Genomic DNA, 22,950 nt, shown 5'->3' on the forward strand with positions numbered 1-22,950 from the left:
CCAGAGGTGTGGAGGTATCCCTCTTGATAATGTAGATTAGATTCTAACGGGAGTACATTTCCCCAGAACTAAGGCTAATGGCGAGAACCCTTGAGGCAAAGCCACCAGCTCCAGTGCTCAGGTAGACCGTGTTAGATTCCAAAATACACCGCTGAACTGATTCTGAGATAATATAACTCGACCAGTATTTCCATCTATGTCAAGATACCAGTTTTTATATGGACTGTTCCCCTGGTTTTGCAGGGTAACTATTCCGTTTCCATGGTTAGATACTCTCCAAAATACACCGCTGAACTGATTCTGAGATAAAATGACTTGACCTGTATTTCCATCAATATCAAGATACCAGTTTTTGTAGTGACTATTACCTTGGTTTTGAATAGTAACTATTCCGTTTCCATGGTTAGTTAGACTCCAAAATACACCGCTGAACTGATTCTCAGAAAGGATGACCCGGCCAGTATTTCCATCAATATCAAGATACCAATTTTTATATGGACTGTTGCCTTGATTTTGGAGAGTAACGTTATATTGTCGAGTTGGTATTAAGACCTGCGATGGATAGTAAGGATATTGTTCACCATCATTATTATAGATCGGATAATCGCGATCTTGAGGATGTGTATAATCACCGTACCAACAACTGCATGGGTAGAAGTTCCGAGGGTAAGGGTGCGTATAAAGGGCGTAATTAGGATCGTATAAATTAAAGTTCAACTTAATTCATTCCCTTCGTTCGTTTGATATTATCCTATGTCGATTCAGTAAAATTGGTTGCTTGCCTAGAAAAAAGGACATAAATTTGCTTAGGCAAGCTGCTTTCAGGTTATATCCCCTAAGGTACAGATATTTTCCTTCAATAGCCACACAGCTGTGCTGTTCGCCTTTGTCTGTCGGTGCTTCTTGAGCTAATGGATTAAGTTAGTTCATTAATGCATTCGGCAGCCGGATATGGTCCGGCTGTCTTTTTCCAATTAATGAGGTTAAAAAGTGAGTACCATCATATACATAGGTCATCACACCATATCACCTATAACTTGAGTGTACTGAAGAATATGCGCACATCGAAGTTATATATAAAAAGGGATGTTCTCCAGCCGACTTGGTGGAGTGCATCCCTTTTTACATGTTTGATGATTAAGTTATTCTGCTTTTCTTCCTTCCAAGTATTCTCCGATTGAGATAAATCAAGTTAATCCAGCTGGGAGTTTTTTTGTCACGTTCTTTGCTGTTTGAGGCGGTTTTCATTTTTTCAAACAAGGAGGTTAGTAGGTATGCTCCCTCAAAAAGAACTAGATAAATGAGGAAGATAATAATGTAATTTACCCATTTGTATTTTTCGAATAAACCACTTAATACTAATAATGGTTTGAAGCCAAAACCAAACGCCAGTGCTGTCAGAAAGGCATATAGGTGAAAATTCTTCCTTCGCTTAAGTGTCCATTGAAATACGAACATAATTGCAATAGGAATTAAAGATGCGTCCAGAGAGACACTGGGAAGAAAGGGAAGAACTTGATACGGATATCCCCATAACCCATATCGGATGCCAAATGCATCCGTGTAGGCAAATAGTACATGAGTAGCGAATCCAAAAAAAGCAATTTTATAAATCATCGTACGATCAATAAATTTGTATAATAAAGCAAGTGGGACAATCAACATAGCCAGAATAGTCCAAAATTGCCAGGTGTTAATATTTGAGTAGATAAGCCAATAATCAACGCCCTGACGAGTAATCACCTCTTGGCCAGCAACTAATTTACGAAAATAATCGGCTTGTGTCTGTGTCATCCTAATCCCCCTGCTATTCTTTTGGGTCTGTTAATTTTAGGATGTACAAAATATAAAGAAAAATGCGAAAGTATATGTCATTGGTAAATTCCTCGCCTGCTTCTCGTTTCGCATAAAAAAGGGTTACTCTCCAGATGATGAGTCCGAGAGCAGCCCTTTTTTTGAGCGGAGATGATGTTTTAGCATATTCCTTACTAACTTCCAGTCAGCCACTAATATTAAGAAAAGAACAGGATATAGCAGCCCAGAATACCACCATTTCCAACCGTTATAATAAATCATACCACTCGGGAGAGCTATAAATATCTCATAGAGAATTGAAAACAGAGACCAAGCTATGATGTAAAATAATTTTATTAATACACTCCTATTAACCGGAAAATAGTTTAAAAAAAGAGTGCTGATACAGGGGCCAATTATATAAACGATTACATACCCGCCAATGTCAACACCCGGCTGAAAATAGCCATATAATTTAAACTGTAAATTGAGCGAGAAATCGCTAGTTGCATTCAGCAAAAAGGCAAATAAAGAAGTACAGTAGTATTCAATCAGAGATAATTTTTTTGGCATAGCAACAATAATTGCAATTAAGATTATTACAGTAATACCTAAAGCCATCATAAGAAATTGTTCAGCTCCTAAAAAAACCGTGATTACTATATAATACCCAAATTCAAAAAAATTTGTTTTTCTTCGCTCAATGAGGGATTCAAAGCGGAGTATCATCATATACATAGGTCATCGTACCACATCACCTATAATTTGAATGTACTAAAGAATTCGCCCACCTGGAGATGATCGCCACCATGGTCTACAAGCTCACCAAGGATGCGACCGTGGAGCAGCTGAGGGCTGCCGGTCTGGATGATCATTACGCGAACCATGACCGGGCGCTGTTCTACCAGAACGCCTCGGGTGTGCCGTGGACGGCGGCCTATATCCAGGCGAAGGGAGACCCGATCGCGGACCTGTATGAGGATATCGCGGCGGAGGAGAAGGCAAGGGCCACGTACCAATGGCTCATCGACCTCACGGATGACGTAGACCTGCAGGACGGCCTGAAGTTTCTGCGCGAGCGGGAAGTCGTTCATTCCCTGCGCTTCCGGGAAGCGGTGGAGATTCTGAAGGCGGAGCAGGGGGCCAAAAAAATCTTCTAATTGTACAGGGGGAAGAGAAGTGGAAGGAATCGCTTCAATCACTGAACTGAAGACGAGAGCGCTGGAACAGCTTCGGGGCAACTGGTTCAAAGCGGCGGTTGTGACGCTGATCGTCGTGGGCTTGTCGCTCCTTGTTTCCGAAATCCCCAAGGTCGGTTCCCTGATCAGCCTGCTGATCTCCGGGCCGATCTCCTGGGGATCGGCTTACTTTTTCCTGCGCCTGCGGCGCGGGGAGGGGGCGTCCATCGAGGACATCTTACAGGGATTCGTACGGTTCGTGCCAGCACTGGTACTGTATCTGCTCACCACGCTGTTCGTGCTGCTGTGGATGCTGCTGCTGATCGTACCGGGCATTGTCGCCGCGCTGAGCTATTCGATGGCTTACTACATCCGGATTGACGAACCGGAGCTTTCGGCAATGGAAGCGCTTCGCCGGAGCAAGGAGATGATGAAGGGCCACAGATGGCGCTTTTTTGTCCTGGGCTTGAGCTTCATTGGCTGGATTCTGCTGGCCGTGGTTACCGCCGGCATCGGATTTTTGTGGGTGGGGCCTTATATGTCGGTGACCAGCGCCAATTTCTATACGAACCTGAAGGCATCGCAAATCCATGGGTAGGGTAAGGTAAGGTAAGGTTAGGTTAGGTTAGGTTAGGAAGGCATAATCAGTGGGAAAAAAGGTCTTCTTTCGCCCGCCACTCGCAAGCGGCCGCGGATGAAGACCTTTTGGTGTGCGTCCATGGGAGAGAACAAAAAGAAAAAGCCGCCCGGGAAGAGCGGCCGGCAGGTTCGAAGCTGCTAGGTTTGGATGACGATCGCATGAAGCGAGCGGCTCTCGGCGGTGACGCTTCCTACGTTGACGGCATTGATAATCTGAATGGTGATGGTATAGACATGGGTGCCCGGGGGAGGAACATCCGCCCAGATGATCACAGGCTCCTCATCTTGGGGAAAGGCGACGCCGACCTGCTTGGAGCCTCCTCCGGCGACATGGACATCGGTAATCAAGTCCCCGTTTCGCCTTAAGCGCTGGATCAGCTCGTAGGAGAACGTGGTGCCTGAGGTGGAGGAAACCTGATCCACCTCGGTGTGCGCGTTGATCTGTACAAGCTGACCCGGGAGTGTGGTGACGGTTAAGGTGTTCACTATCGTTTCGGTGCCTGGGGTAACCGGTAAGGTGGTCGTGAGCTGATTAAAAGAGAAGGAGGTGCCCGGACCTGTCGCTCCGGTTACACCGGTGGGTCCGATGGGCCCGGTGGCTCCCGTAGGCCCAGTCGTACCTGTAGCGCCTGTCGGCCCCGTGGGACCCGTCGCCCCGGCCGGCCCGATGGGACCTACAGCCCCGGTGCCGCCTGTAGGCCCCGTCGACCCGGTGGCTCCCGTCGGGCCGACTGCGCCGGTGGCTCCTGTGGGTCCGATCGGTCCTACAGGCCCGGTATCGCCCGTGGGACCCGTCGCCCCGGTAGCGCCTGTGGGTCCCGCCGGGCCGGTCGCCCCCGCCGGTCCGATCGGCCCGACGGCGCCGGTGTCTCCCGTGGGCCCCGTGGTCCCGGTAGCACCCGTAGCGCCTGCAGCGCCCGTGGCTCCGGTGGCCCCGATCGGCCCGACGGCGCCGGTATCGCCTGCCGGCCCCGTGGCCCCGGTGGCCCCCGTCGGCCCAGTCGCTCCCGTGGCCCCTGTGGGCCCGATGGGCCCAACGGCGCCGGTATCGCCCGCCGGCCCCGTGGCCCCGGTGGCCCCCGTCGGCCCGGTCGCACCGGTCGCCCCGGCCGGTCCGATAGGGCCAACCGCGCCGGTATCGCCTGTGGGCCCGGTGCTGCCGGTGGCCCCTGTTGCACCGGTCGCTCCGGTGGCTCCGGTGAGTCCAACCGGCCCTGTAGGCCCCGTATCCCCCGCGGGGCCCATCGGCCCGGTCGCGCCTGTGGCTCCGGTCGCTCCGGTGTCCCCGGTGAGTCCAACCGGTCCGGTCGGTCCGGTATCGCCCGTGGCTCCCGTAGCACCGGTCGCGCCTGTGGCTCCGACTGCCCCCGTAGCCCCCGTGGGTCCAACCGGCCCGGTCGCTCCGGTATCCCCGACGGGTCCCGTGGCCCCCGTGGCCCCGGTGGGTCCGGCAGGACCGATGTCCCCTGCGGGCCCGGTTGGACCGGTATCTCCGGTGGCCCCTGCAGGCCCTGTCGCTCCTGTGGCTCCAGGAGCTCCGGTCGCCCCCGTGGAGCCGGTTGATCCCGTCGGACCGGTATCCCCGGTTGTGCCGGTGGCCCCTGTCGCTCCGGTCGCTCCGACTGCACCGGTAGCTCCTGTGGGGCCTACTGGCCCCGTAGGGCCGATATGGCCGGTCGGACCTGTGGCGCCTGTGGCCCCCGTGGGCCCGGAGGCTCCCGCAGCGCCCGTAGTTCCAGCGGGGCCAGCAGGCCCGGTTGGACCTGTCGCCCCCGCCGCCCCTGTGGGTCCGGCGGCCCCGGTCGGACCGGCAAGTCCGCTGGCGATCCCGCGGATGATGAACACATCGTCCACCGCGGCGCCCAGACTGCCCGCCCGGGCGATCTTGCTGACCACCACTACCGCTCGAGCGGCCGCCGGAGAGCTGCCAACCGTACCGTTGATCGCCGCCCAAGGGGACAGCCCCTTCTCAAAGCTTGGATTGGTAATCAAATTCGTAAAATTGACCGACATTGCTTCACCCCCTGAAGTAAGTTATGGAGGACAGAAGCCCCTTGACTGTACCCTTGCACTAAGCCCATAAAAAATGATGGGTTGTCTTTTTTAGGGTCATACTAAGGGAACATGTTCCTCAGCCGGAGCCGTGGGACAAGGTCTTTATTCGGGTGTGCCGGGAGTGCGGCGATCGGATGAAGGCCTTTTTGGAATGGCGGATCCGAGCAGTCGTATTCTAAAGAATTCTTAATATAAAATTTACAAAAATTGTTTATCCTAGAGGATAGTGATGTGAACCGGCGGGAACGAGAAAGGAGGGGAGCGGCCTATTCATATCGCGGTGACTTTGGTGACGCTGGCCTGTTTTCTCCGCGTCAAGGGATGGAAGGATTTGGACCGGTTTCATTCCACGGTGCTTTATATGATCAGTGCGAATGTGCTGTATTTTGTATTTACGACGAATTATCTGCTCTGGGCTTTCGTCCCTGACGTGCCGCTGTATCCCATCCTGAATGAGCTGCTCTACACCTTGATCGTGTTTCCCTGCTCGGTTGTTCTCTTTTTGAAGGGGTGCCCGGAGGAGAAAGGACTGCCGGTTTGGCACTACCTCAAATGGGTCGCTTTTTTCGCCGTTCCGGAAGCACTCTACGCCTACACGGGGCACATTGCTTATGGGCACGGCTGGAGCTGGGGGTGGTCCGCCGCTTTCGATCTCATGATGTTTCCGATGCTCTGGCTGCATTCCCGGCGGCCGGTGCTGGCCTATGTCCTGTCGGTCGGCATCACGACGCTGCTGCTGCTCCTCTTCCGTGTGCCGCTCGCCGGTCTGATGGAATTCGACGGCGCCACATCGGGCGGCCCCGATTGGTTTACATTGACAAGTCCCCTCTCCGCATGGTTCTATGAAGGTTGAGACCTGCAGCGGTTAGCCTGGCGAGCCGACTAACGTACAAGGGGGACGCAAGAATGACGGCGAGAACGATGCCGGAAGCCATGATATTTGATGTAGACGGCACTTTATTTCAGACGGAGACACTGCTGCTTCCAGCTTATCACGCCACGTTTGACCGCCTTCGGAGTGAAGGATTGTATGTGGGGGAGACTCCGCCCGAGCAGTATATCCTGGGAAGCCTCGGCATGCTCCTGGAGCACATCTGGCAGCAGGTGATTCCTGAATCGGACGTGGCCGTGCACCGGAGAGCGGACGAGCTGCTTCTGCAGTATCAGGTGGAAGGGATGGCCCGCGGCGAAGGTCTGCTCTATGAGGGCGTGGCGGAGACGCTGAAGGAGCTGCGGGCACGCGGCATCCGTCTATTCACCGCGAGCAACGGCCTCGAAGGGTATGTGAAGGGCGTAATCCGTGCCCAGGGACTTGAGCCTCTCTTCGAGAGCGGGGGCCTGTTCAGCGCGGGTGAGCACAGCACAAGGTCCAAGGTGGACCTGGTCCGCAAGCTGCTGGATCAGTACGGCATCCGGAGCGCCTGGATGGTCGGCGACCGCTCGTCCGATGTGGAGGCCGGCCATGCCAACGGCTTGTTTGTGGTGGGCTGCGATTACGCGGGCTTCCGCAAGGAAGGCGAGCTGGACGAGGCGGATGTGCGCATCCGCGATTTTCGCGAGATTGTGGGACTGCTCCCCGAGCGCTAGAAAAAGAGGGGAAACGGACAGACCACAGCAGTACAGCAGGGCGGCACTTATCCATATCCCCAAAAGAACAGCATAGCGAAGCAGGAAAAAATCAGCGGGTAACCCCGCTGATTTTTTGTTTGTACAGCCATGCGGCGAATTCCATCGGCCTTGCGACCGCCTGCCGGTAAGTCTCCCGCTGGCCGATGCGGGAGAAGACTTCACGCGAGGGCTTCGGGTTGACCTCGAGCAGCCAGACCCCGCCCTTGGGATCTACGGCAAGGTCGATGCCGACCTCGCACTGCATCCCGAACCGCTTCTCAAGATGCTCCACGACCAGCAGACCCAGCGAATAAGCCTTCTTCTTGATCGACGCGACCTTCTCTTCGGAGCCAAACCGGTTTTTGAGCAGCGTCTCCATCGGAATGGCTGTGCCGCCGCCGTGCAGGTTGGAGGTAACGGAGCGCCTCGGGCCGATCCGGCCGGCGCAGCCGGTGACCTGCCACTGTCCCTCGCCGTCCTTTTGGACCAGCATCCGGAAGTCGTGCACCCGTCCGTCCTTCAGGGTCAAGGGGATGCCCTGCTGGATGATGTATTTCTCTTCGAGCTTCCACCCGGCCAGCTTCGAGGGGAGATGCCGGACCGCGAGCTTCTGGACGGGGATGATCCGGCGGCCAGGATCCCTGCCCTGGAGCAGGACCGCATCGCCGCCCTGCAGCCGCTGCAGGCGGACAATGCCGCGCCCTCCGGTGCCGCTCTTCGGTTTCATATAGATGACGCCGTGGCTCTTCAGAAGATCCTCGACATCTTTCACGCTGTGGTAGCGGACTGTAGCAGGCAGGTGGGGGAGGATCTCGTCATGCTCGGCTAGCGCCTGGTGTACGGTCCACTTGTTCGCCAGCTTGCGGCTGAGATACCGCAGCTTTGCATACCTGCTGCGAAAGCGGGTCAGCTTGCGGTAATTCTCGACACCGTGATACCGGCACCGGTCGTAGATCAGCGGCGGGAATCCGCACGAGCGGCGCACCCAGCTGCCCTTCTCCGGATCGTAAGTCATCGCCTGAATGCGAGTACCGTCTTCATTCACGTCGTCGGGTGTGAAGACCAGGACTTCGAGTCCCAGCTTGCGGCCGGAGACGCAGAGCTTGCGGAAGAACGAAAGTTCCTCCAGCTTGCGCCCCGGCAAATACATGGCGAGCACGCCAAGTTGTCTGCTCATGCGGCATTACCTCCTCCGCCGGGGAGTGGGCCGGCGCACCCCGGTCAGCTGCTGTAAGGATACGGCCGAGTCGCCGGCGGCCGCGCTGCGTTTCAATTTGGAGAGATGAATGCAGTACTGGATGAGGTTCTCCAGCGATTTTTGGCGGATGGGCGGTTCATCGAATTTCATCGGCTTGGAGTTCGCCTCGAAGAACCAGATCCTTCCGTCGCTGTCCACCCCGAGATCCATCGACATCTCGCCGAGGATATGGCCGCTGGCGCTTTCGATCCGCCGGGCGACGGTAAGGGCCGTTTTCTTGGCGCGGATGAGGATCTTCTTGGCCGTCGTGGTCCCGAAGGAATAGGCGAGCAGCTTGGCGGGGTCGTCGATCGATCCGCCCCGGGGCACATGCGTCGTAATGCTCATTTTGCCGGCCAATCTCGCCCCGATGCCGGCAACGGACCACGCTCCCTTGCCGTTCTTCTGCACAAGTACGCGAAGGTCGAAGGGGCGCTGTTTGTACAGCGAAAGCGTGATCCCCTGCTGTACGATATAGTCCTGGGAGCCGACCAGCGGCCCCAGCTCCGTCCACAGCTGGCGGGTGCTCGGGTAGCGCGAGATGTGGCTCTTGGTTTTGTCCTGGATGCTGAGCTCGAACATCCGGGATTTGCTGCTGTTCTCCACCCGGCTCACCTTCATGATGCCCTTGCCCGCCTTGCCGCGGATCGGCTTCAGGTAGAGGAACGGATAGCTGCCGAGCAGGGTTTCGATCTCCTCGCCCCCGGGCGAGAGCCGCTGGGTCGCCGGGATCACGCTGCGGGTCTCCTTGGATTTGCTCAGCCATTCGAACAGCGTCCATTTGTTGAAGAACGAAGGGTTGAAAAAATGGATCTGCCGGTGGCGCAGGCACGTCTGCAGGATCTGCTGCACCTCGGGCAGCAGCTCGAACTTGCGGTACGGGATGCGGTTGTAGATCACGTGGGGGAGGGGGAACACCTGCCGCTTCCATTTCTTGCTGGAAGCGGCGTAAGTGTAGCCGACGGCGGTATCGCCGCTGAGCTTGAAGTCGGCGGTGGTCATGACGTAGACGAGCACGCCATGCTCTTCCCCCTTGCGGATCAGGTCGATAAAATTGTCCTGATTCCCCCTGAAAATCCTCTTCTCATCCACGTAAGTGAGGATGGCCATCGTAGGCCGGCCGGTCTTTTTCTGCTGTGCGTGTAAGTCCACTCAGGATTCCCTCCTTGACCGAAATCGGCTCAAGTAGAGACAGTAATCGTAGATATACTGCAGGGACGCCTTGCCCTGTTCCTTCAAGGCCGGATGCTTGAAGATCGAGCGGCCGGGCTTGGAGTTCGCCTCGAACATCCAGATCCGCTCGTTCTGGTCGATCCCGATGTCGAAGCCGAGCTCCCCGAGGGTGTGGCGGTGCTTCGTCTCGATGTCCTCTGCGAGCTTGATGGCCGACTCCTTCGCATTCGTCAGCACGGTGTCGGCCCGGCTGCCGAAGATCTGCCTCAGCACCTGCTCGGGGGTCATCAGCATGCCGCCGGTTCTCACGTGCGTGGTGACGGAGCCTTTGCCCGCCTTCTTGGCGCCGATGGCCGCTACGACCCATTGATTGCTGCTGTTCTTCGTCATGTGGAAGCGGAAGTCGATCGGGCAGGAGTCGATCTCGATCAGCCGGATCCCCTGCTGAATGACGTAGCCCTGCATATTGTTGCTGTGGCGGTTGACGTGCGCTATCAGGGATTCGAAGCGGCTGAAGCGAAGCAGCACGTTGCGGCTGCCTTTGCGGAACCGTGCATAATATCCGCGCTTCGGATTATAAGTTAGACGGTAGATGCCGATCCCGAGCGAGCCGGCCGTCGGCTTCAGGTAGATGAACTTGTGCTTCTCCAGCATCTCCTTCACCTGGGTGCTGTTCGGGTTGATCTTCGATTCGGGCACATACCGGAAGGCGTCCGTGCCTTCCAGCAGGTGATAGACGTCCCACTTGTCAAAAAAGCTCCAGTTGAACAGCGGAATCCCCCGCCGGATGAAGCGCTGCTTGAAGGCGTTCATCGACGCGAGCTTCTCCGCTCTGCGGCTCGGCAGCCGGTTGTAGACCACGTCGGGGAGCGGCAGCACCTTGCGCACCCAGCCCCCTTCGCTGCGCGGCACGATCGCGCTGACCGTCTCCTGCGTCCAGTTCACATCCGAGGGAGAGAAGCCGAAGTAGAAGGCTTTATCCGATCCGGCCCGCATGAATTCACGGATAAATTCGGTCCGCGAGCCGAAAGGGGATGTCGTGCTTTTGACCACGTTCGTCAGAATGCCGATCAGCGGTCCCAGCCGGATGTCCCTGCCGCTTGAAGTCGTGACCATCGTCGTTCCGTTCCGGGGGAGCTTCAGCTGGGTGTATACCGTCGGCGTCAGGTACAGGTGGTTGCCGCTTTTTTTGAGCAGCTTGAGGCTCAAGGAGACGCTCTTGCTGCCGAGCTTCAAGGTCACGGTACGGGTCTTGGACAGCTTCAGCGCTTTGGCCAGATCGCCGCTGAGATAGACGGCGCGTTCCTGCCGCTGGGTGACATGAATCGTGCAGGTTGTCAAGCTCATGTTGAACCTCCTGAGAGTTTTGCCGCAGGCAAAACTTGCTTCGTAAGGATGGGCTTAGAATTTTTTTGCCGAAGACAAAACATGCAGCGAAAGCAAGGCAGAGCGTTTTGCCGCGGGTAAAGCTTGCGTTGTAAGTCATGGGCTGAGAACTTTGCCGAAGGTGAAGGTAAGGTGTGTGAGTCGCAGGCTGCGTGTATTGCCGAAGATGAGGGTTAGCTGGGTGAGTCATAGGCATAGCATACTGCCGAAAGTGCTGGTTGGTGCGTGAATTATAGGCCGCATGTATGCAGAAGGTGAAGATGGGCTGCGTGAGTTAGGGGGGCATATGCTCTGCCGAAGTTGGAAGATTGCCGGGTGAATCGTAGGCCGAGTGATTTGGTGAAGGTGTAAGATTGCCGGGTGAATCGTAGGCTGAGTGTATTAGGTGAATGTGGAAGATTGTTGGGTGAGTCATAGGCTGAGTGTACTAGGTGGAGGTGGAAGATTGCTGGGTGAGTCATAGGCTGAGTGTATTAGGTGGAGGTGGAAGTTTGCTGGGTGAGTCATAGGCTAGCATGTGGCCTGAAGGTTAGCTGTCTAAAAACAAGCAGTTTTGCTAGGAATGCGAAACTATTGATTCTATAAAGCTTACTCTGCACCGGCGGAGCGGGGCTCATGGTGTCCTCAGCGTTCAGGGAGGCCTCGGCCCGGCGGTGCGGTATGTGGAGCTTTGCCGGCGGCAAGGCAGAGTGCCGGTCAGGGGCCGGCGCGACGAGCATCGGGCTTCCGCCCAAGGCGAAGGCATGGCGAAACCGCACCGTACCCCGGGGCTGCAGGCAGACGAGGTGCCGGTAACCGGGCGAAAGGGACGATTCCCCCGTCGCCTCTGATCCGGCAGCCGCAATAGCGGAACTCAGATGCGCTATCGCGGTATTTCCCGTCATTTCCCGGAGAATAGCGGAACTCAGATGCGTTATTGGCCGGAAAGGCCTCGATAAGGAGCCCGGAGTGATGGAATAAGGCATCACAGTTCCGCTATTTCGCTGGACGGTTCGTTTAGGCTGAGAATAGCGAATCAGAGTTCCGCTATTTCTGTCCCTCTGTCTTATAACTCCTCGCTGACTCATACCGCGGCCCCTTAGGTTCACTCTGCCTTTGCCGGGGCAAAGAGAGGGTATCTAGTCATCCGCGCTGCTCACCGCAGCGGCGGGTTTTGTGACGCGGTCCGCGATCCAAGGCAGCGGTCTTGGAGCCCGTGCTGCGGACGGCCGGAAGCCGGGCCGGTTCGCCGGCGGCGAAGCGTCGGCGAGCAGCGAAGCGTGCGCGGCAGCTGGCGGCGAAGCGTCGGCGAGCAGCGAAGCGTGCGCGGCAGCTGGCGGCAGAGCGTCGGCATGCAGCGCAGCCAGTGCGGCAGGTGCCGGTGGAGCGGCTGCGCGCTGCATGCCGTGCCCGGCACCGCGGCCGGCAGCCGGCAGCAGGCTCGCTGCGTACTGCAGCGGCCGCAGCAGGGCGGCTTCGGCGGCCCGGGCGTCGCCGAGCAGCGTGAAGACGCTGCGGCCGGGCTTCGAGTTCACCTCGAGCAGCCACAGGCGTCCGTCCCGGTCCACGCCGAAGTCGATGCCGAGCTCGGCGAACCGGCCGTACCCGGCTTCCAGCGCCTCCGGCAGCTCCGCGGCGAGCCGGCACAGCTCGCGGTGCAGCGCGGCACCGCGCTGCGCGCCGAAGCGGCCGGCGAGGAACGCCTCCGCCGGAGCGGCCGTGCCCCCGCCGTGCAGGTTGGCCGTCACGCTGCCCGCGGGCGCCTGCCGCACGGCGGTGCCGGTCAGCTGCCAGCGGCCGCTGCCGTCCTTCTGCACCAGGGCGCGCACGTCGAACGCCGCGCCCGCTTCCGTCTGCAGCTGCAGATACTGCTGCAGCAGATACCGCCGGCCGCGCACGAAGCCGCGCAGCCACTGCCCCAGCGCGGCCGCATCCGCGAAGCCGCGCGACACCTCGCGCCCGCGCGCATCCCGGCCCCGCACGGAGTAGGCCGCCTCGGCGGCCTCCCCCGTACGGGAGGGCTGCGCGCCAGCGCGGAGAGCGCCGCGGCGCACGTGCAGCACGCCGCGGCCCTGCGAGCCGGCCTGCGGCTTCAGGAGCACCTCACCGTGCTCCTGAAGCCAGGCGGCCAGGGCCCGCGGGGTGAGCGGCTCTGTGCGCGGCAGCAGCGCCGTGAAGCGTCCGTCCCGCTCGAGGTGGCGGTGGACGTCCCATTTGCCGGGCAGCGGCGAACCGAGCAGCTGCACGCCCGGCTCCGCCTGCAGCCTCCGCAGCGCCGCCCGGTAGAGGGCGGACGCTTCGCGGGAGAGGCTGAAGCAGCGGTCATAGACGAGGGCGGGCAGCGGGCAGTCGGTCCGCTCCCAGCGCCGGGCCGCCTCGTTATAGCGGTAGCCGGTGATGACGTCGTCCCCCTCCGGCAGATCGTGAGGCGTGAAGACGAAGACGGAGAGCCCCAGGGGGCGGCCGGCACGGATCAGCCGGCGGTAGAAGCCGCGGTTGTCGAAGGGCGGGAGTCCTTCGGTCCTGGCCGTGAGAATGCCGACCGACCGGCGTCCGTCGCCCGGGGACGGGATGACCTGCCATGGCTGGATCATAAGCCTCACCTCACTTCAGGAGATTGGGAATCAGAATTTGGCGGCGAACCTGGCGTACTGCACGAGCCCTTTGACCGACGGGCGGATCTTGCGCTCGGTATCGAGCGGGGTGTTGTCTTCCTTGGACGGCTTGGAGTTCACCTCAAGCAGCCACACCCGCCCTGCGGTGTCGATCGCCAGGTCAATGCCCAGCTCGGCAAAATGCCCCGGAACCTGGCTCTCAATGCCCTTGGCGATGCTGAGCGCCGCCCGGCGCAGCTTCGGAAGGCCGCCGGAGGCGGCGGCGGAGCCGCTGCGGGCCAGTGCGTCCTTCACCGTCGACAGCGAGCCGCCTCGCGCCAGGTTCGAGACGAAGTGCTGGCTTCCGGCGATCCGGGCGACGATGGAGGTGATTCCCCACTGCCCGGTATCCCCGCGCTGCACGAGTGCCCGGAAGTCGACGGGGCGGCCGCCCACGGTCAGCAGGTTCAGCCCCTGCTGGATCTGGTATTTCTGGGTTTTGACCTTGCCGGCAATCGTATTGAACAGCTGGGTGAGGGTCGAGAATGACTGCTTGCGGGCCCCGTTCAGGGAGGTGAAGTGGCAGAGATAGGAGCCCTCCGGCTGCCGCCTGACCCGGATGATGCCTTTGCCGAGACTGCCCGTGATCGGCTTCAGGAACACGGTGGGATGCTTCGCACACATCGACTTGAGCATGGTGAAGCTGCGGAGCAGATGGGACTCCGGCAGATAGGTTCCCAGGCCGGTCTCCTTGCGGAGGGCGTCGAACACCTCGGTTTTGTTCAGGTATTTCTCATTGAACATGACAGCGTTGTACCGCGTCTTGGCATGGCCCACGAACTGCTGCACGTTCTCCAGGTTCTCCAGCTTGCGCGATGTCAGGCGGTTGTAGAGGACGTTCGGCACAGGGAACGTCATCCGCTCCCATGTTCCCGTATAGCGCCATCCTTTCACCGTATCTCCCTGGCCCTGCAGGTCGTCGGGCGTGCTGAAGAACACGGAAGCCCCGTATAATCTGCAGGCATCGGTCAGCTCCCGGCAGAAGGCCGTATTCACACCGAACATTTTGTCAGGGGAGCCGGGATGCACCCGGGAGACCATGACCCCGATGAGCGGACCGAGCACAAGCGTCCGGGAAGACGATTTATACTGGAGGCACAGCTGATCGTCCTTGAACAGCCCCCATCTCGAAGCGAGGGCGCCCGAGATGCGCAGCGCACCCGCCTGTGACAAAGGTACGACTCGCACATCCTGCCGGCTCGATCCGAAGCGCAGCTGCAGGGTCTGCTGGAAGGGAATCTTCCATTTTTTGGCCACTGCTTCACTGAGCATCACAACGGAGCCGTCGGAGGATAGGCCGGAGCTCTGGATTTGGATCTTTACCTTTGTTCTTTTCATGACGGAACTCCTTCCCGGCACCAGGGAGCACAACCTTCGCCTGAAGCGCCTGGAACATTAACAAACGAACTACTTCATCATATGAGGGCGTTTATCCCTTGGTGAAAAGAAACTGCGGGGCTGCGGAATAAACGTCCCGGTCTCTGCGGAGCTGCGTGAAGGTCCGTCCACCCCGGGCACGGCGATCATGACCCTGCCGGCCGGCAGGAGCGTACCGTCTTGATGTGCGTGGAAACCGCTTTCTTTTGCCGCAGGGCAGAGGGTCTGCAGGGGACGAACGTCTGTGTGGAGAACGGGTGTTTCGAAGGTTCCAAAATGAGGAAAAGTAAGTAAACACATACGACAGCACTACTTTTGGGCGGAGGGAGTGAAGCGATCATGGCTGTACAAAAAGAGAATGGGCGGACGATATCTTACGGGGACGCAAGAGCATCGGGAGGCCTGTCGGTGTTCTCGAAGAAGTTCGACGAGGCTTTTTTCTATGATGGAGACGATCTGGGAGTGTCCTTGCGGGGGCGGGAGACCGGGTTCCGGCTCTGGGTTCCTACGGCGTGAGAAACGCAGGTGGTTCTGTATCCCGGCGTGGAAGAGGCAGCAGACCGGTATCTGCCCATGCGGGAGCTGAGGGGGCTGCGGGAGCTTACGGTTCCTGAGAACCTGGATGGGTGGTGCTACACGTACCGGATCCGTATAGGAAGCCAGTGGGATGAAGCGCCCGACCCCTACGCCAAAGCGGTGGGAATCAACGGGGAGCGGTCCGTTACTGGAGGTAATGGGAGAGCAGCCTGAAGACAGGGGATCATCGGTGTGACCGCCGGCAAGTGATACGTTGGCCGGGAGATGCCGGCGGGGCTGCAGAGGACGTTCGGGTCCATCGATGAACGAGGCGCTGCTTGCAGGATTCGATAGACTGGTTATGACCTCTTTGGATGAAGGGCTCCGAAGGGGTCTTGTTTTGTTTGCGGAGCTCAGGAGATACCGGGTTCCAAGAAGCGGGACCGACGGGCTGGCTGGCCTGCGGTCAAGGGGCTCGGGCAGCCGGGGGCCAGCCTGTCGGGGGCGGAAATCCCTCCACATGGGGAAGGGCTGGAGCCGGCATACCGCACTGAACGCAGCCGGGACCTCTCCCGGTAAGGGAGCAAGCAGGTTCAGAGAGCTGGGTAACGGCGTTCCCCCGCAGGTGTGCGTCTTGGGGTTAAGCCATCCGATGGAGGAGGGGAAGCAGCTCTCTGCTCGGAATCCGCCCGGCTAATGGTATATGCGCATTGTGCGTATCCATGCACCCGTTCAGCCTTCATAATCGGCAGCTTGTACCGCACCGAGCCGGTACAAGAGCATAAGCTGCTCTGCCATATACTCCGGCGGATGGGGTGTTTCCTGGTGAAGCCAGTGGATGATAACGCCAAGCTGGGCGGATGTGACGTAGCTGAGGTAGATGTCAGGATCGACGAGAGGGCGGGCCCCCTTGAGCTCCAGCACTCGGTGATGACCGTGCCGGATCAGCCGGCACATGACGTCCCTGAGGTTCTCCGAGAAGCCGGGGTATCCGCCCGGTCCCAGCATGATCCGGTAAAATTCCGCATGCTTGCCGATCTTCTCGAACATATGCGTGAAGATGGGCAGCAGCCTGTCGAAGTCGACCTCGCTGCCCGAACCCGCCCAGCGGTGTTCCTCCACGGTTCCCCATTCGCTGAGCACCTCGGAGACGGCCTGCTCGATGAGATCCTGTTTATCCCGGTAATGGGCATAAAAGGTGGCCCGGTTAATATCCGCCCGCTCCGTGATTCCGCCGACGGTCACGGCATGCAGTCCCTGCTCCCTGGTAAGGGAGAGGAGGGCGTCCAGGATGGCCCGGCGGGTTTTGCGGACTCTGCGGTCTTCTTTAATGGGGTTCATGGGTGGATCCTTGTTCCTCCTTCACGCTGCCGGATACCGGTCCGTGGGGCTGCCTGTTTTCGGTCTGTTCCTGATGCCTTCACGATATCCGACATTTTTGAATTCCTTGTTGTTTAGCTGACAGGTCCCACTCTATTGATGGTTGATTCTTCCAGTAGTAGGGGTATAATGGGTTTTGCCATCAGCCATCTTGTATTTTAACATACATCTTGTTGCTTTTTGGGGGATGGGATTTGATTACGGGGAGGAATGATTATGTCCAAGCTCAAAATCCTGATCGCCGGCGGAGGTCTCGGGGGCTTATGTCTGGCCCAGGGGCTGACCAAGGCCGGGGTGGATTGTGAGGTTTATGAAATGGACCCGGGCGTCCTTCAGGCGGGCTACCGTCTGCATATGAACGGAGATGGAGGCGGCGCGCTGCGGGCCTGCCTGCCGGAGCCCCTGTATGAGCTGTACATGCAGACGTCGCGCACCAATCCGCGCCGGGAGCTGGCGGTGATGATCGACAGCCGGGGAGTGGAAAAGGCCGTCCGGCCGCACATCGGACCGCCGAACGATCCGGTACGGCCGCATACGGCCGTCAACCGCAGGACGCTCCGCCAGATTCTGCTCAGCGGCCTGGAGGACCGGGTGCACTTCGGCGTGGAAGCGCTTCGCTTCGAACAGGACAGGAAGGGTGTCCGTCTTCATCTCGCGGACGGCAGAGTGGCGGAGGGCGATCTCCTCGTGGGAGCCGACGGCATCAATTCGATCGTGCGGCGGGGGCTTATGCCGGAGGCCGAGCCGGTGGATACGGGCATGCGGATGATCTATGCCAAGTCTCCGCTGACGCCGGAGATCGCGGCCTCGCTGCCCGAGGTGCTCTTCGACGGCTTCATCGGGGCAACCGATGCGTCCGGCGCCTTCGCGGGAATCGGCGCCTTCATTCCCCGCAGGCCCATCGCGGAGGCGGCGGCCGAGCTGGCTCCGGGCAGCGTCATCGATCCGGTGGAGCCGTACATGATGATTGCGCTGAGCCGGGGCTTCGCCCCGCTGCCGTTATCGGACCGCGAGCTCCGGGAGGCATCCCGGGAACGGCTGTATGCGATGATGCTGGGCCTGACCGAGGACTGGGCTCCCGCACTCCGGGGACTGTTCGAGCGCATCCGGGTGTCTTCGATCTTCCCGCAGTCGGTCCGCGTGCTGAAGCCGCAGGAGCCTTGGCGGGCGGGGCGGGCCACGCTGCTTGGGGATGCCATCCACGCTATGCCGCCGACCTTCGGTGCCGGAGCGAATCTGGCCTTGAAGGATGGGGCGGAGCTCGCGGCGAGGCTCATTCGTGCAGAGGCGGGGGAGCTCACCCTGACGGAGGCCGTCGCGGACTATGAAGAAGCGATGCGCGGGTATGCCTACCCGATCCTCGAAATGTCGGTCAATCCGAGCTACAAGACCGATTTCTCGAAGGGACCCGGGGGCCGGGCGGTGTAACGACGCCTGCTGTCTGGTCCTTGCCAAGGCATCCGGTGCTCATAAAAACAAAACCAAAAGCCTCCTGTCCAAACGTCGGACAGGAGGCTTCTTCTATTCGTATAGATGCTGCTTCGCAGTGGGAGGCATGTATGGGCGGGTTCAGCTTAACCCAGCGATTCGCCGCGGCGGCGGGCTGCCCGTTCGCCGAAGAAGACGTAGAACAGCAGCGTATTGACCAAGACCAGTACGGAGAGCACGAGGAAAATATTGCTGTATACCCCTCCGTCCGACACGATAAGAAGCGGGTTCAGGGCATGCGGGACGCTCGCTCTGCCGGCATCGAGCACCTTGCCGATGACGGAGGTGGCGATGGCGCCGGCGATGAAGTTCACCATCATGAACAGGCCCATGCCGACGCCGGTCTGTTCTCTGGCCAGCGTGCGGGAGACGGTGTTCGAGAGGCCGATCTGCATGAACATTTGGCCGATGTTCCCGAAGATCAGGAAGATCCACAGCACCCACGGGCCGATCCCCGCCGTCATCGACAGGAGGAAGAACGAGAGGAACTGGGCGGCGATGGCCAGGAAGATCAGATAGACGTTGCCCTTCTGGTCGGCGAGCCGCCCGCCCGTCTTGCCGAGCATGGAGGCGATGATCGCTCCCGGGAACATCACGAAGCCGATCACGGCCGGATCCAGCCCGTTCAGCTGCGTAAGCATCTGCGGCGTCAGGAACGGGATGCCGAACGAGAGGCCGCTGGCAATAAAGGAGACGATCAGTCCCGCGGCATACTTGCGGTTGTTCAGCAGCGCCGGCTGAATGAACGGATTCGCGCTGCGGCGGATGCGGACCAGGAACAGGGCGAAGAAGATGGCCGCGACGCCGAGGTAGATCCAGGCCGAGTTTGTAATCGACAGGAGCAGGAAAGCGATCGTCAAGGCGAGCAGTCCACCGCCGAGAAGGTCGGTCCGGCCGGATTCGCCCCGGTTGTCGTCGAGATACTTGCGGTAGAACGGCAGGGTCAGCAGCGACAGGACCGACAGGAAGAACAGATAACGCCAGGACAGCGTGCTGGTGACAAAGCCTGCGATGATCGGGCCGATGGCCGTACCGAGTGCGAGGCCGGCCGAAGTCGTGCCGAGGGCACGGCCCCGGGTTTCCGGCGGGAAGTACCTTACGGGAATGATCATGGCTGCGGCCGGGATGACGGAGGCGCCTACCGACTGCAGTACGCGCGCGAGAATGATCATCCAGTATTCCGTGGCGACGAAGCCCGAGGATGGAGCCGAACGCAAAGAACGAGAGTCCGATGGTCAGCAGATCCTTGAGCCGGTATTTGTCGGCCAGCTTGCCGTAGGTAACCGAGCCGATGGCATAGACGATAATATAAGCGGTGACCACCCAGGACACCTGGGAGGCCGTGAGCTGGAACTCCTTGCTCAGCGTCGGCAGCGCCACGTTGAACATGGTTGCGTTCATGACCGAGAGCACGAGCGTGAAGGCCAGCACCTTGATCAGTTTTTCTCCGGCTTGCGATGGATTCATAGTTCCTCCTTCATCTGCTTCATATTGGCAGTGATGCGTTCGAGCACGCTTCGGAATACGGCGTACTCCTCGGGAGACACCCCGGCAATGGCATCGGCGTTGTTGGCCAGTGCCTCGACAATCAGCTTCTGCTGCAGCTCCGCCCCTTTGGGGGTCAGGTGGATGCGGTTCTTGCGCCGGTCTTCGGGATGGGATACCCGGACCACAAGGTTCTTCTTGATCATGTTGTCGACGAGACGGGACACGCTGGGCTGGTCCTTGCGGGTCAGGGCCGACAGCTGTGCCTGTGTTAATCCGTCCTGGTTCCACAGCTGTGCGAGCAGGGGCCACTGTTCGATGGTCACATCGTACTGCCGCTCGCGGAAGCGGGCACCCAGCCGGCAGCTCATCAGTCGGTACGCGTTCCCGAGGAGATAGCCGAGGGAGTCGGAAAGCTGGTATTCCTTGTTGTCCATGATGACCTCCAGGCTTCAAACGTTGGTTTAGTTTACTATACAATCATTGTTTGAACAAGTAAAAAGTTGATGAAGAAAACGGGCCGCAAGCCCCGGTGAATCAGCGGGGTTCTTCCGGAGGGGCAGCGGGGTGAGCCTGAGTCGGCGAAGTAGAATATACGCCCGCTTTCTGGAAGCCATGCATGGTCATTATGTGTCACAGGCCAACCCTTCAATCCGGCGTTATTACAGGAAGCGGGAGGAGCGGCCCGGATTTGCGGTCATCGTGCTTCGGGCAGCTCCAGGGCGTACGGCGGCAGCAAACGCCAGCGCCCTTGTCAGCCCATGCAAAAACCTCCAATCCCGCGGAATCACGGAATTAGAGGTCTTAGGGCGCTGCGGGCCGGCAGCGGGCGGATGACAGGACACGGCCTCACGCCGGTTGTGTCTCGAAGGGCAGCAGCGCTGCTCCTTCCAAGACTTGGCCGTTCAGCACTGCTGTCGGCAGCACGTCGGCTCACGCCAGCCTTAAGCGCATGCTTCATGCGCTTTGGGCTGGCCGGTCGTACGCCGCCTGCTGCAGGCCTCCCGAACAGCGGCTCACGCGGGTGCGGCCTCCGCTTACGCCCGGCACGGTATGCCGGACGACGCATACTGCTGCACCTTGACGCGCCGCCGATCGGGGAGGGGGCCGGCCCTGCGCCTTACGCAGCTCGGCCGGCTCACACCGACGAGGCGGCGTCCGGGTGCTGGGCCCCGGCGGCGTTGTACGCCCGCACCCACTTCAGGGCGTCGGCGACGAAAGGGACGGTGCGCGCGGCTTTGGCCTGCACGTCCGGGTGGGCGGAGCCCATGGCGAAGCTGTGCGGCGTGGCCGCAAACATCGGCAGGTCGTTGAACGAATCGCCGAAGCAGACCGCCTCTTCCTGGGTCAGCCCCAGCACAGCGAGGAGCGCCTTCAGGCCCGTACCCTTGGATGTGGTCCGGGGCATAACGTCCAGACAGTCGATATCGGAGATATAGGCGTCGACGATCTCTCCATACCGGGCCAGCAGCTTTTCCTGAAGCCTTTTCAGCTCCGCGAGCTCCCCCATATAAGACAGCTTGCCGCAGACGAGCTCGTCTCCGAGCTTCTCGAGCAGATCCGGCATCTCAACCAGCGGGGCCATCAGCCGCGGCTTCAAGGCCTCGGCCGCTTCGCTCCATTCTTGGACGACGTAGCTCTCCGGCGCCGCAAGCACCGTGAGCAGCGAGGTGCCGGCCGCCGCTCCCGCCAGCTCCTTGATCAGGCCGGTGTCGAAAGCGCTGCTCTGTACAAGCTGCCCGTCCTGCGTATGCACGTAAGCGCCGTTCTGGGAGATGCTGTGTGTGCGCATCCCGAAGATCTCCATTACGGCCTGGATCTCGGGATGCATGCGCCCGGAAGCGAAGGCAACGGCAATGCCGGCTGCGGCCGCTTCTTTCAGTGCGTCGATGTCCTCCGTGCGGGCCTGGCGTTCTTCGTGAAGCAGCATCGTTCCGTCGAGGTCGCTGACAATGAGTTTGATCATGATTCCTTCTCTCCTTCACTCGTGATAATAATATGAATGTCATGCTCGAGCAGGGCCTGCTTCATCGGGGCCTCCGGCTCGCGGTCGGTAATCAGGATATCGATGGCTTCGAGTCCGGCGAGCCGGAAAAACTGCCGCTGCCCGAATTTGGTATGGTCGGCGAGTACGATAATCTGGTCGGCTCTGCGCATCATTTCCTTCATCACATAGCCTTCTTCTTCGTAAGGGTTCGTCAGTCCGCTCTCCGTAATGCCGGAGGTGCCGATGAGCAGCTTGTCGACCTGGTAGTCGCGGAGCATCTCGAGCGTCCTGGCGCCGTAGATGAACCGGTGACGGGGATGCACGACCCCGCCGAGCAGATGCACGGTCGTGCTCGGACGGTGGGAGAGGACGCCGGCAATATCGAATGAATTCGTAACGATCACATGATCCGCCGTGGTCAGGTGGTTGGCGGCCTGAAGCACCGTCGTGGAGGAGTCCATGAAGAGGTAATCCCCATTCTGGAGAAGGGAGGCGGCGGCCCGCCCGATGTCTTCCTTGACGGCCTTCTCCGCCTCCAGCCGGTCATCGAACCGGGGAACGTCCTTGTTCAGCGAGGGGAGAATCGCTCCTCCGCGTGTGCGCAGGATATGTCCCTGCTCTTCCAGCTTGACGATATCGCGCCGCGCCGTGTCGCGTGAGACCTGGAACAGCTCGCAGATCTCTTCCACCGAAATGCGGTGATGGTGCCGCATGTGCTGCAGAATGGCCAGCAGTCGTTCTTCCTGGTACATAAGGACTCCTTTCGCAGCTTGCTGATTCATGCCTTTATTATACGCATAATCACTTACTTGTTGCAAGTAATTTAAGTAATATTAAGTATTTGTAAGGATTGTTAAGGCGATTTACCCGAGAAAAAGGCTTATCATAAGCAGATATCCGGGGCGGCTAAGGGGCGGAAGGAAGGTTCCATTCGATTCTTCGCTGTACGGGAATCACTTCCGACATACCGGCGCGCTGTGCGTCAGAGGACACAGCATCAGCGGATCACGGAGC

General features: G+C 59.2%; 19 protein-coding genes and 2 pseudogenes. 7 read left to right on the forward strand and 14 right to left on the reverse strand.

What is annotated here, in order from left to right; all coding sequences use genetic code 11:
- Window positions 1-117 precede the first annotated feature (117 nt).
- The 3 genes from PM3016_RS38065 to PM3016_RS37165 form a co-directional block, all read right to left on the reverse strand.
- A complete protein-coding gene (locus PM3016_RS38065) occupies window positions 118-717 on the reverse strand; it encodes a hypothetical protein (protein WP_014369068.1) in 600 nt (199 codons plus the stop codon).
- A 420-nt stretch (window positions 718-1,137) separates the two neighbouring features.
- Complete coding sequence (locus PM3016_RS08015) at window positions 1,138-1,794, reverse strand: CBO0543 family protein (protein ID WP_014369069.1); 657 nt, start codon at window positions 1,792-1,794, stop codon at window positions 1,138-1,140.
- A 123-nt stretch (window positions 1,795-1,917) separates the two neighbouring features.
- Entirely contained in the window at window positions 1,918-2,526 is a 609-nt protein-coding gene (locus tag PM3016_RS37165) for a CBO0543 family protein (protein ID WP_187297998.1), read from the reverse strand.
- Window positions 2,527-2,567: 41 nt separating this feature from the next.
- Between PM3016_RS37165 and PM3016_RS08025 the strand changes: the two are divergent.
- A pseudogene (locus tag PM3016_RS08025) lies at window positions 2,568-2,954 on the forward strand (manganese catalase family protein); the annotation flags it as partial.
- A 19-nt stretch (window positions 2,955-2,973) separates the two neighbouring features.
- Complete coding sequence (locus PM3016_RS08030) at window positions 2,974-3,570, forward strand: DUF975 family protein (RefSeq protein ID WP_013914974.1); 597 nt, start codon at window positions 2,974-2,976, stop codon at window positions 3,568-3,570.
- 179 nt (window positions 3,571-3,749) lie between these two features.
- Here the strand turns inward: PM3016_RS08030 and PM3016_RS08035 are convergent, their stop codons facing one another.
- Window positions 3,750-5,624: a collagen-like domain-containing protein gene (locus PM3016_RS08035; RefSeq protein WP_014369071.1), complete on the reverse strand. Its 1,875-nt coding sequence runs from the start codon at window positions 5,622-5,624 to the stop codon at window positions 3,750-3,752.
- 373 nt (window positions 5,625-5,997) lie between these two features.
- Between PM3016_RS08035 and PM3016_RS08040 the strand changes: the two genes are divergently transcribed.
- Both PM3016_RS08040 and PM3016_RS08045 read left to right on the forward strand, forming a co-directional pair.
- A complete protein-coding gene (locus PM3016_RS08040; protein WP_236628640.1) occupies window positions 5,998-6,519 on the forward strand; it encodes a CBO0543 family protein in 522 nt (173 codons plus the stop codon).
- Between the two features lie 53 nt (window positions 6,520-6,572).
- The gene (locus PM3016_RS08045; protein WP_014369073.1) at window positions 6,573-7,253 is read left to right on the forward strand and encodes an HAD family hydrolase; all 681 of its coding nucleotides are present in this window, start codon (window positions 6,573-6,575) and stop codon (window positions 7,251-7,253) included.
- Between the two features lie 91 nt (window positions 7,254-7,344).
- On the opposite strand, the gene PM3016_RS08050 is transcribed toward PM3016_RS08045, so the two are convergent.
- The 5 genes from PM3016_RS08050 to PM3016_RS08070 form a co-directional block, all read right to left on the reverse strand.
- Entirely contained in the window at window positions 7,345-8,451 is a 1,107-nt protein-coding gene (locus PM3016_RS08050) for a YheC/YheD family endospore coat-associated protein (RefSeq protein ID WP_014369074.1), read from the reverse strand.
- A 6-nt stretch (window positions 8,452-8,457) separates the two neighbouring features.
- Window positions 8,458-9,663 carry a YheC/YheD family endospore coat-associated protein gene (locus tag PM3016_RS08055; protein ID WP_014369075.1) on the reverse strand — a complete coding sequence of 402 codons (1,206 nt, stop codon included), beginning with the start codon at window positions 9,661-9,663 and terminating at the stop codon, window positions 8,458-8,460.
- A complete protein-coding gene (locus tag PM3016_RS08060) occupies window positions 9,664-11,031 on the reverse strand; it encodes a YheC/YheD family endospore coat-associated protein (RefSeq protein ID WP_014369076.1) in 1,368 nt (455 codons plus the stop codon).
- 1,157 nt (window positions 11,032-12,188) lie between these two features.
- Window positions 12,189-13,643, reverse strand: coding sequence for a YheC/YheD family endospore coat-associated protein (locus tag PM3016_RS08065; protein ID WP_014369078.1), 1,455 nt, complete (start codon window positions 13,641-13,643; stop codon window positions 12,189-12,191).
- A 30-nt stretch (window positions 13,644-13,673) separates the two neighbouring features.
- Window positions 13,674-15,041, reverse strand: a complete 1,368-nt coding sequence (locus PM3016_RS08070; protein ID WP_014369079.1) for a YheC/YheD family endospore coat-associated protein — start codon at window positions 15,039-15,041, stop codon at window positions 13,674-13,676.
- Window positions 15,042-15,419: 378 nt separating this feature from the next.
- Here PM3016_RS08070 and PM3016_RS38495 point away from each other — a divergent pair, with 378 nt between their 5' ends.
- Window positions 15,420-15,596, forward strand: coding sequence for a hypothetical protein (locus tag PM3016_RS38495; protein ID WP_164923372.1), 177 nt, complete (start codon window positions 15,420-15,422; stop codon window positions 15,594-15,596).
- Window positions 15,597-15,605: 9 nt separating this feature from the next.
- On the forward strand, window positions 15,606-15,830 hold the full coding sequence (locus PM3016_RS38070) for an early set domain-containing protein (RefSeq protein WP_128758916.1): 225 nt from the start codon (window positions 15,606-15,608) through the stop codon (window positions 15,828-15,830).
- 498 nt (window positions 15,831-16,328) lie between these two features.
- Here the strand turns inward: PM3016_RS38070 and PM3016_RS08075 are convergent, their stop codons facing one another.
- Window positions 16,329-16,937 carry a TetR/AcrR family transcriptional regulator gene (locus PM3016_RS08075; protein WP_014369080.1) on the reverse strand — a complete coding sequence of 203 codons (609 nt, stop codon included), beginning with the start codon at window positions 16,935-16,937 and terminating at the stop codon, window positions 16,329-16,331.
- Between the two features lie 255 nt (window positions 16,938-17,192).
- Here PM3016_RS08075 and PM3016_RS08080 point away from each other — a divergent pair, with 255 nt between their 5' ends.
- A complete protein-coding gene (locus tag PM3016_RS08080; RefSeq protein WP_014369081.1) occupies window positions 17,193-18,404 on the forward strand; it encodes an FAD-dependent oxidoreductase in 1,212 nt (403 codons plus the stop codon).
- 146 nt (window positions 18,405-18,550) lie between these two features.
- Here the strand turns inward: PM3016_RS08080 and PM3016_RS08085 are convergent.
- From PM3016_RS08085 to PM3016_RS08100, 4 genes and pseudogenes are all read right to left on the reverse strand, one after another.
- Window positions 18,551-19,931, reverse strand: a pseudogene (locus PM3016_RS08085) (MFS transporter).
- Window positions 19,928-20,386, reverse strand: coding sequence for a MarR family winged helix-turn-helix transcriptional regulator (locus tag PM3016_RS08090; protein WP_013914989.1), 459 nt, complete (start codon window positions 20,384-20,386; stop codon window positions 19,928-19,930). The pseudogene PM3016_RS08085 and the gene PM3016_RS08090 overlap by 4 nt, the downstream one beginning before the upstream one ends.
- Before the next feature lie 701 nt (window positions 20,387-21,087).
- Entirely contained in the window at window positions 21,088-21,915 is an 828-nt protein-coding gene (locus PM3016_RS08095) for an HAD-IIB family hydrolase (protein WP_013914990.1), read from the reverse strand.
- Window positions 21,912-22,688 (reverse strand): DeoR/GlpR family DNA-binding transcription regulator, encoded by a 777-nt coding sequence (locus tag PM3016_RS08100; protein WP_013914991.1) that lies wholly within the window; start codon window positions 22,686-22,688, stop codon window positions 21,912-21,914. The genes PM3016_RS08095 and PM3016_RS08100 overlap by 4 nt, the downstream gene beginning before the upstream one ends.
- Window positions 22,689-22,950 lie beyond the last annotated feature (262 nt).

Source organism: Paenibacillus mucilaginosus 3016 (assembly GCF_000250655.1).
Classification (GTDB): Bacteria; Bacillota; Bacilli; order Paenibacillales; family NBRC-103111; genus Paenibacillus_G; species Paenibacillus_G mucilaginosus.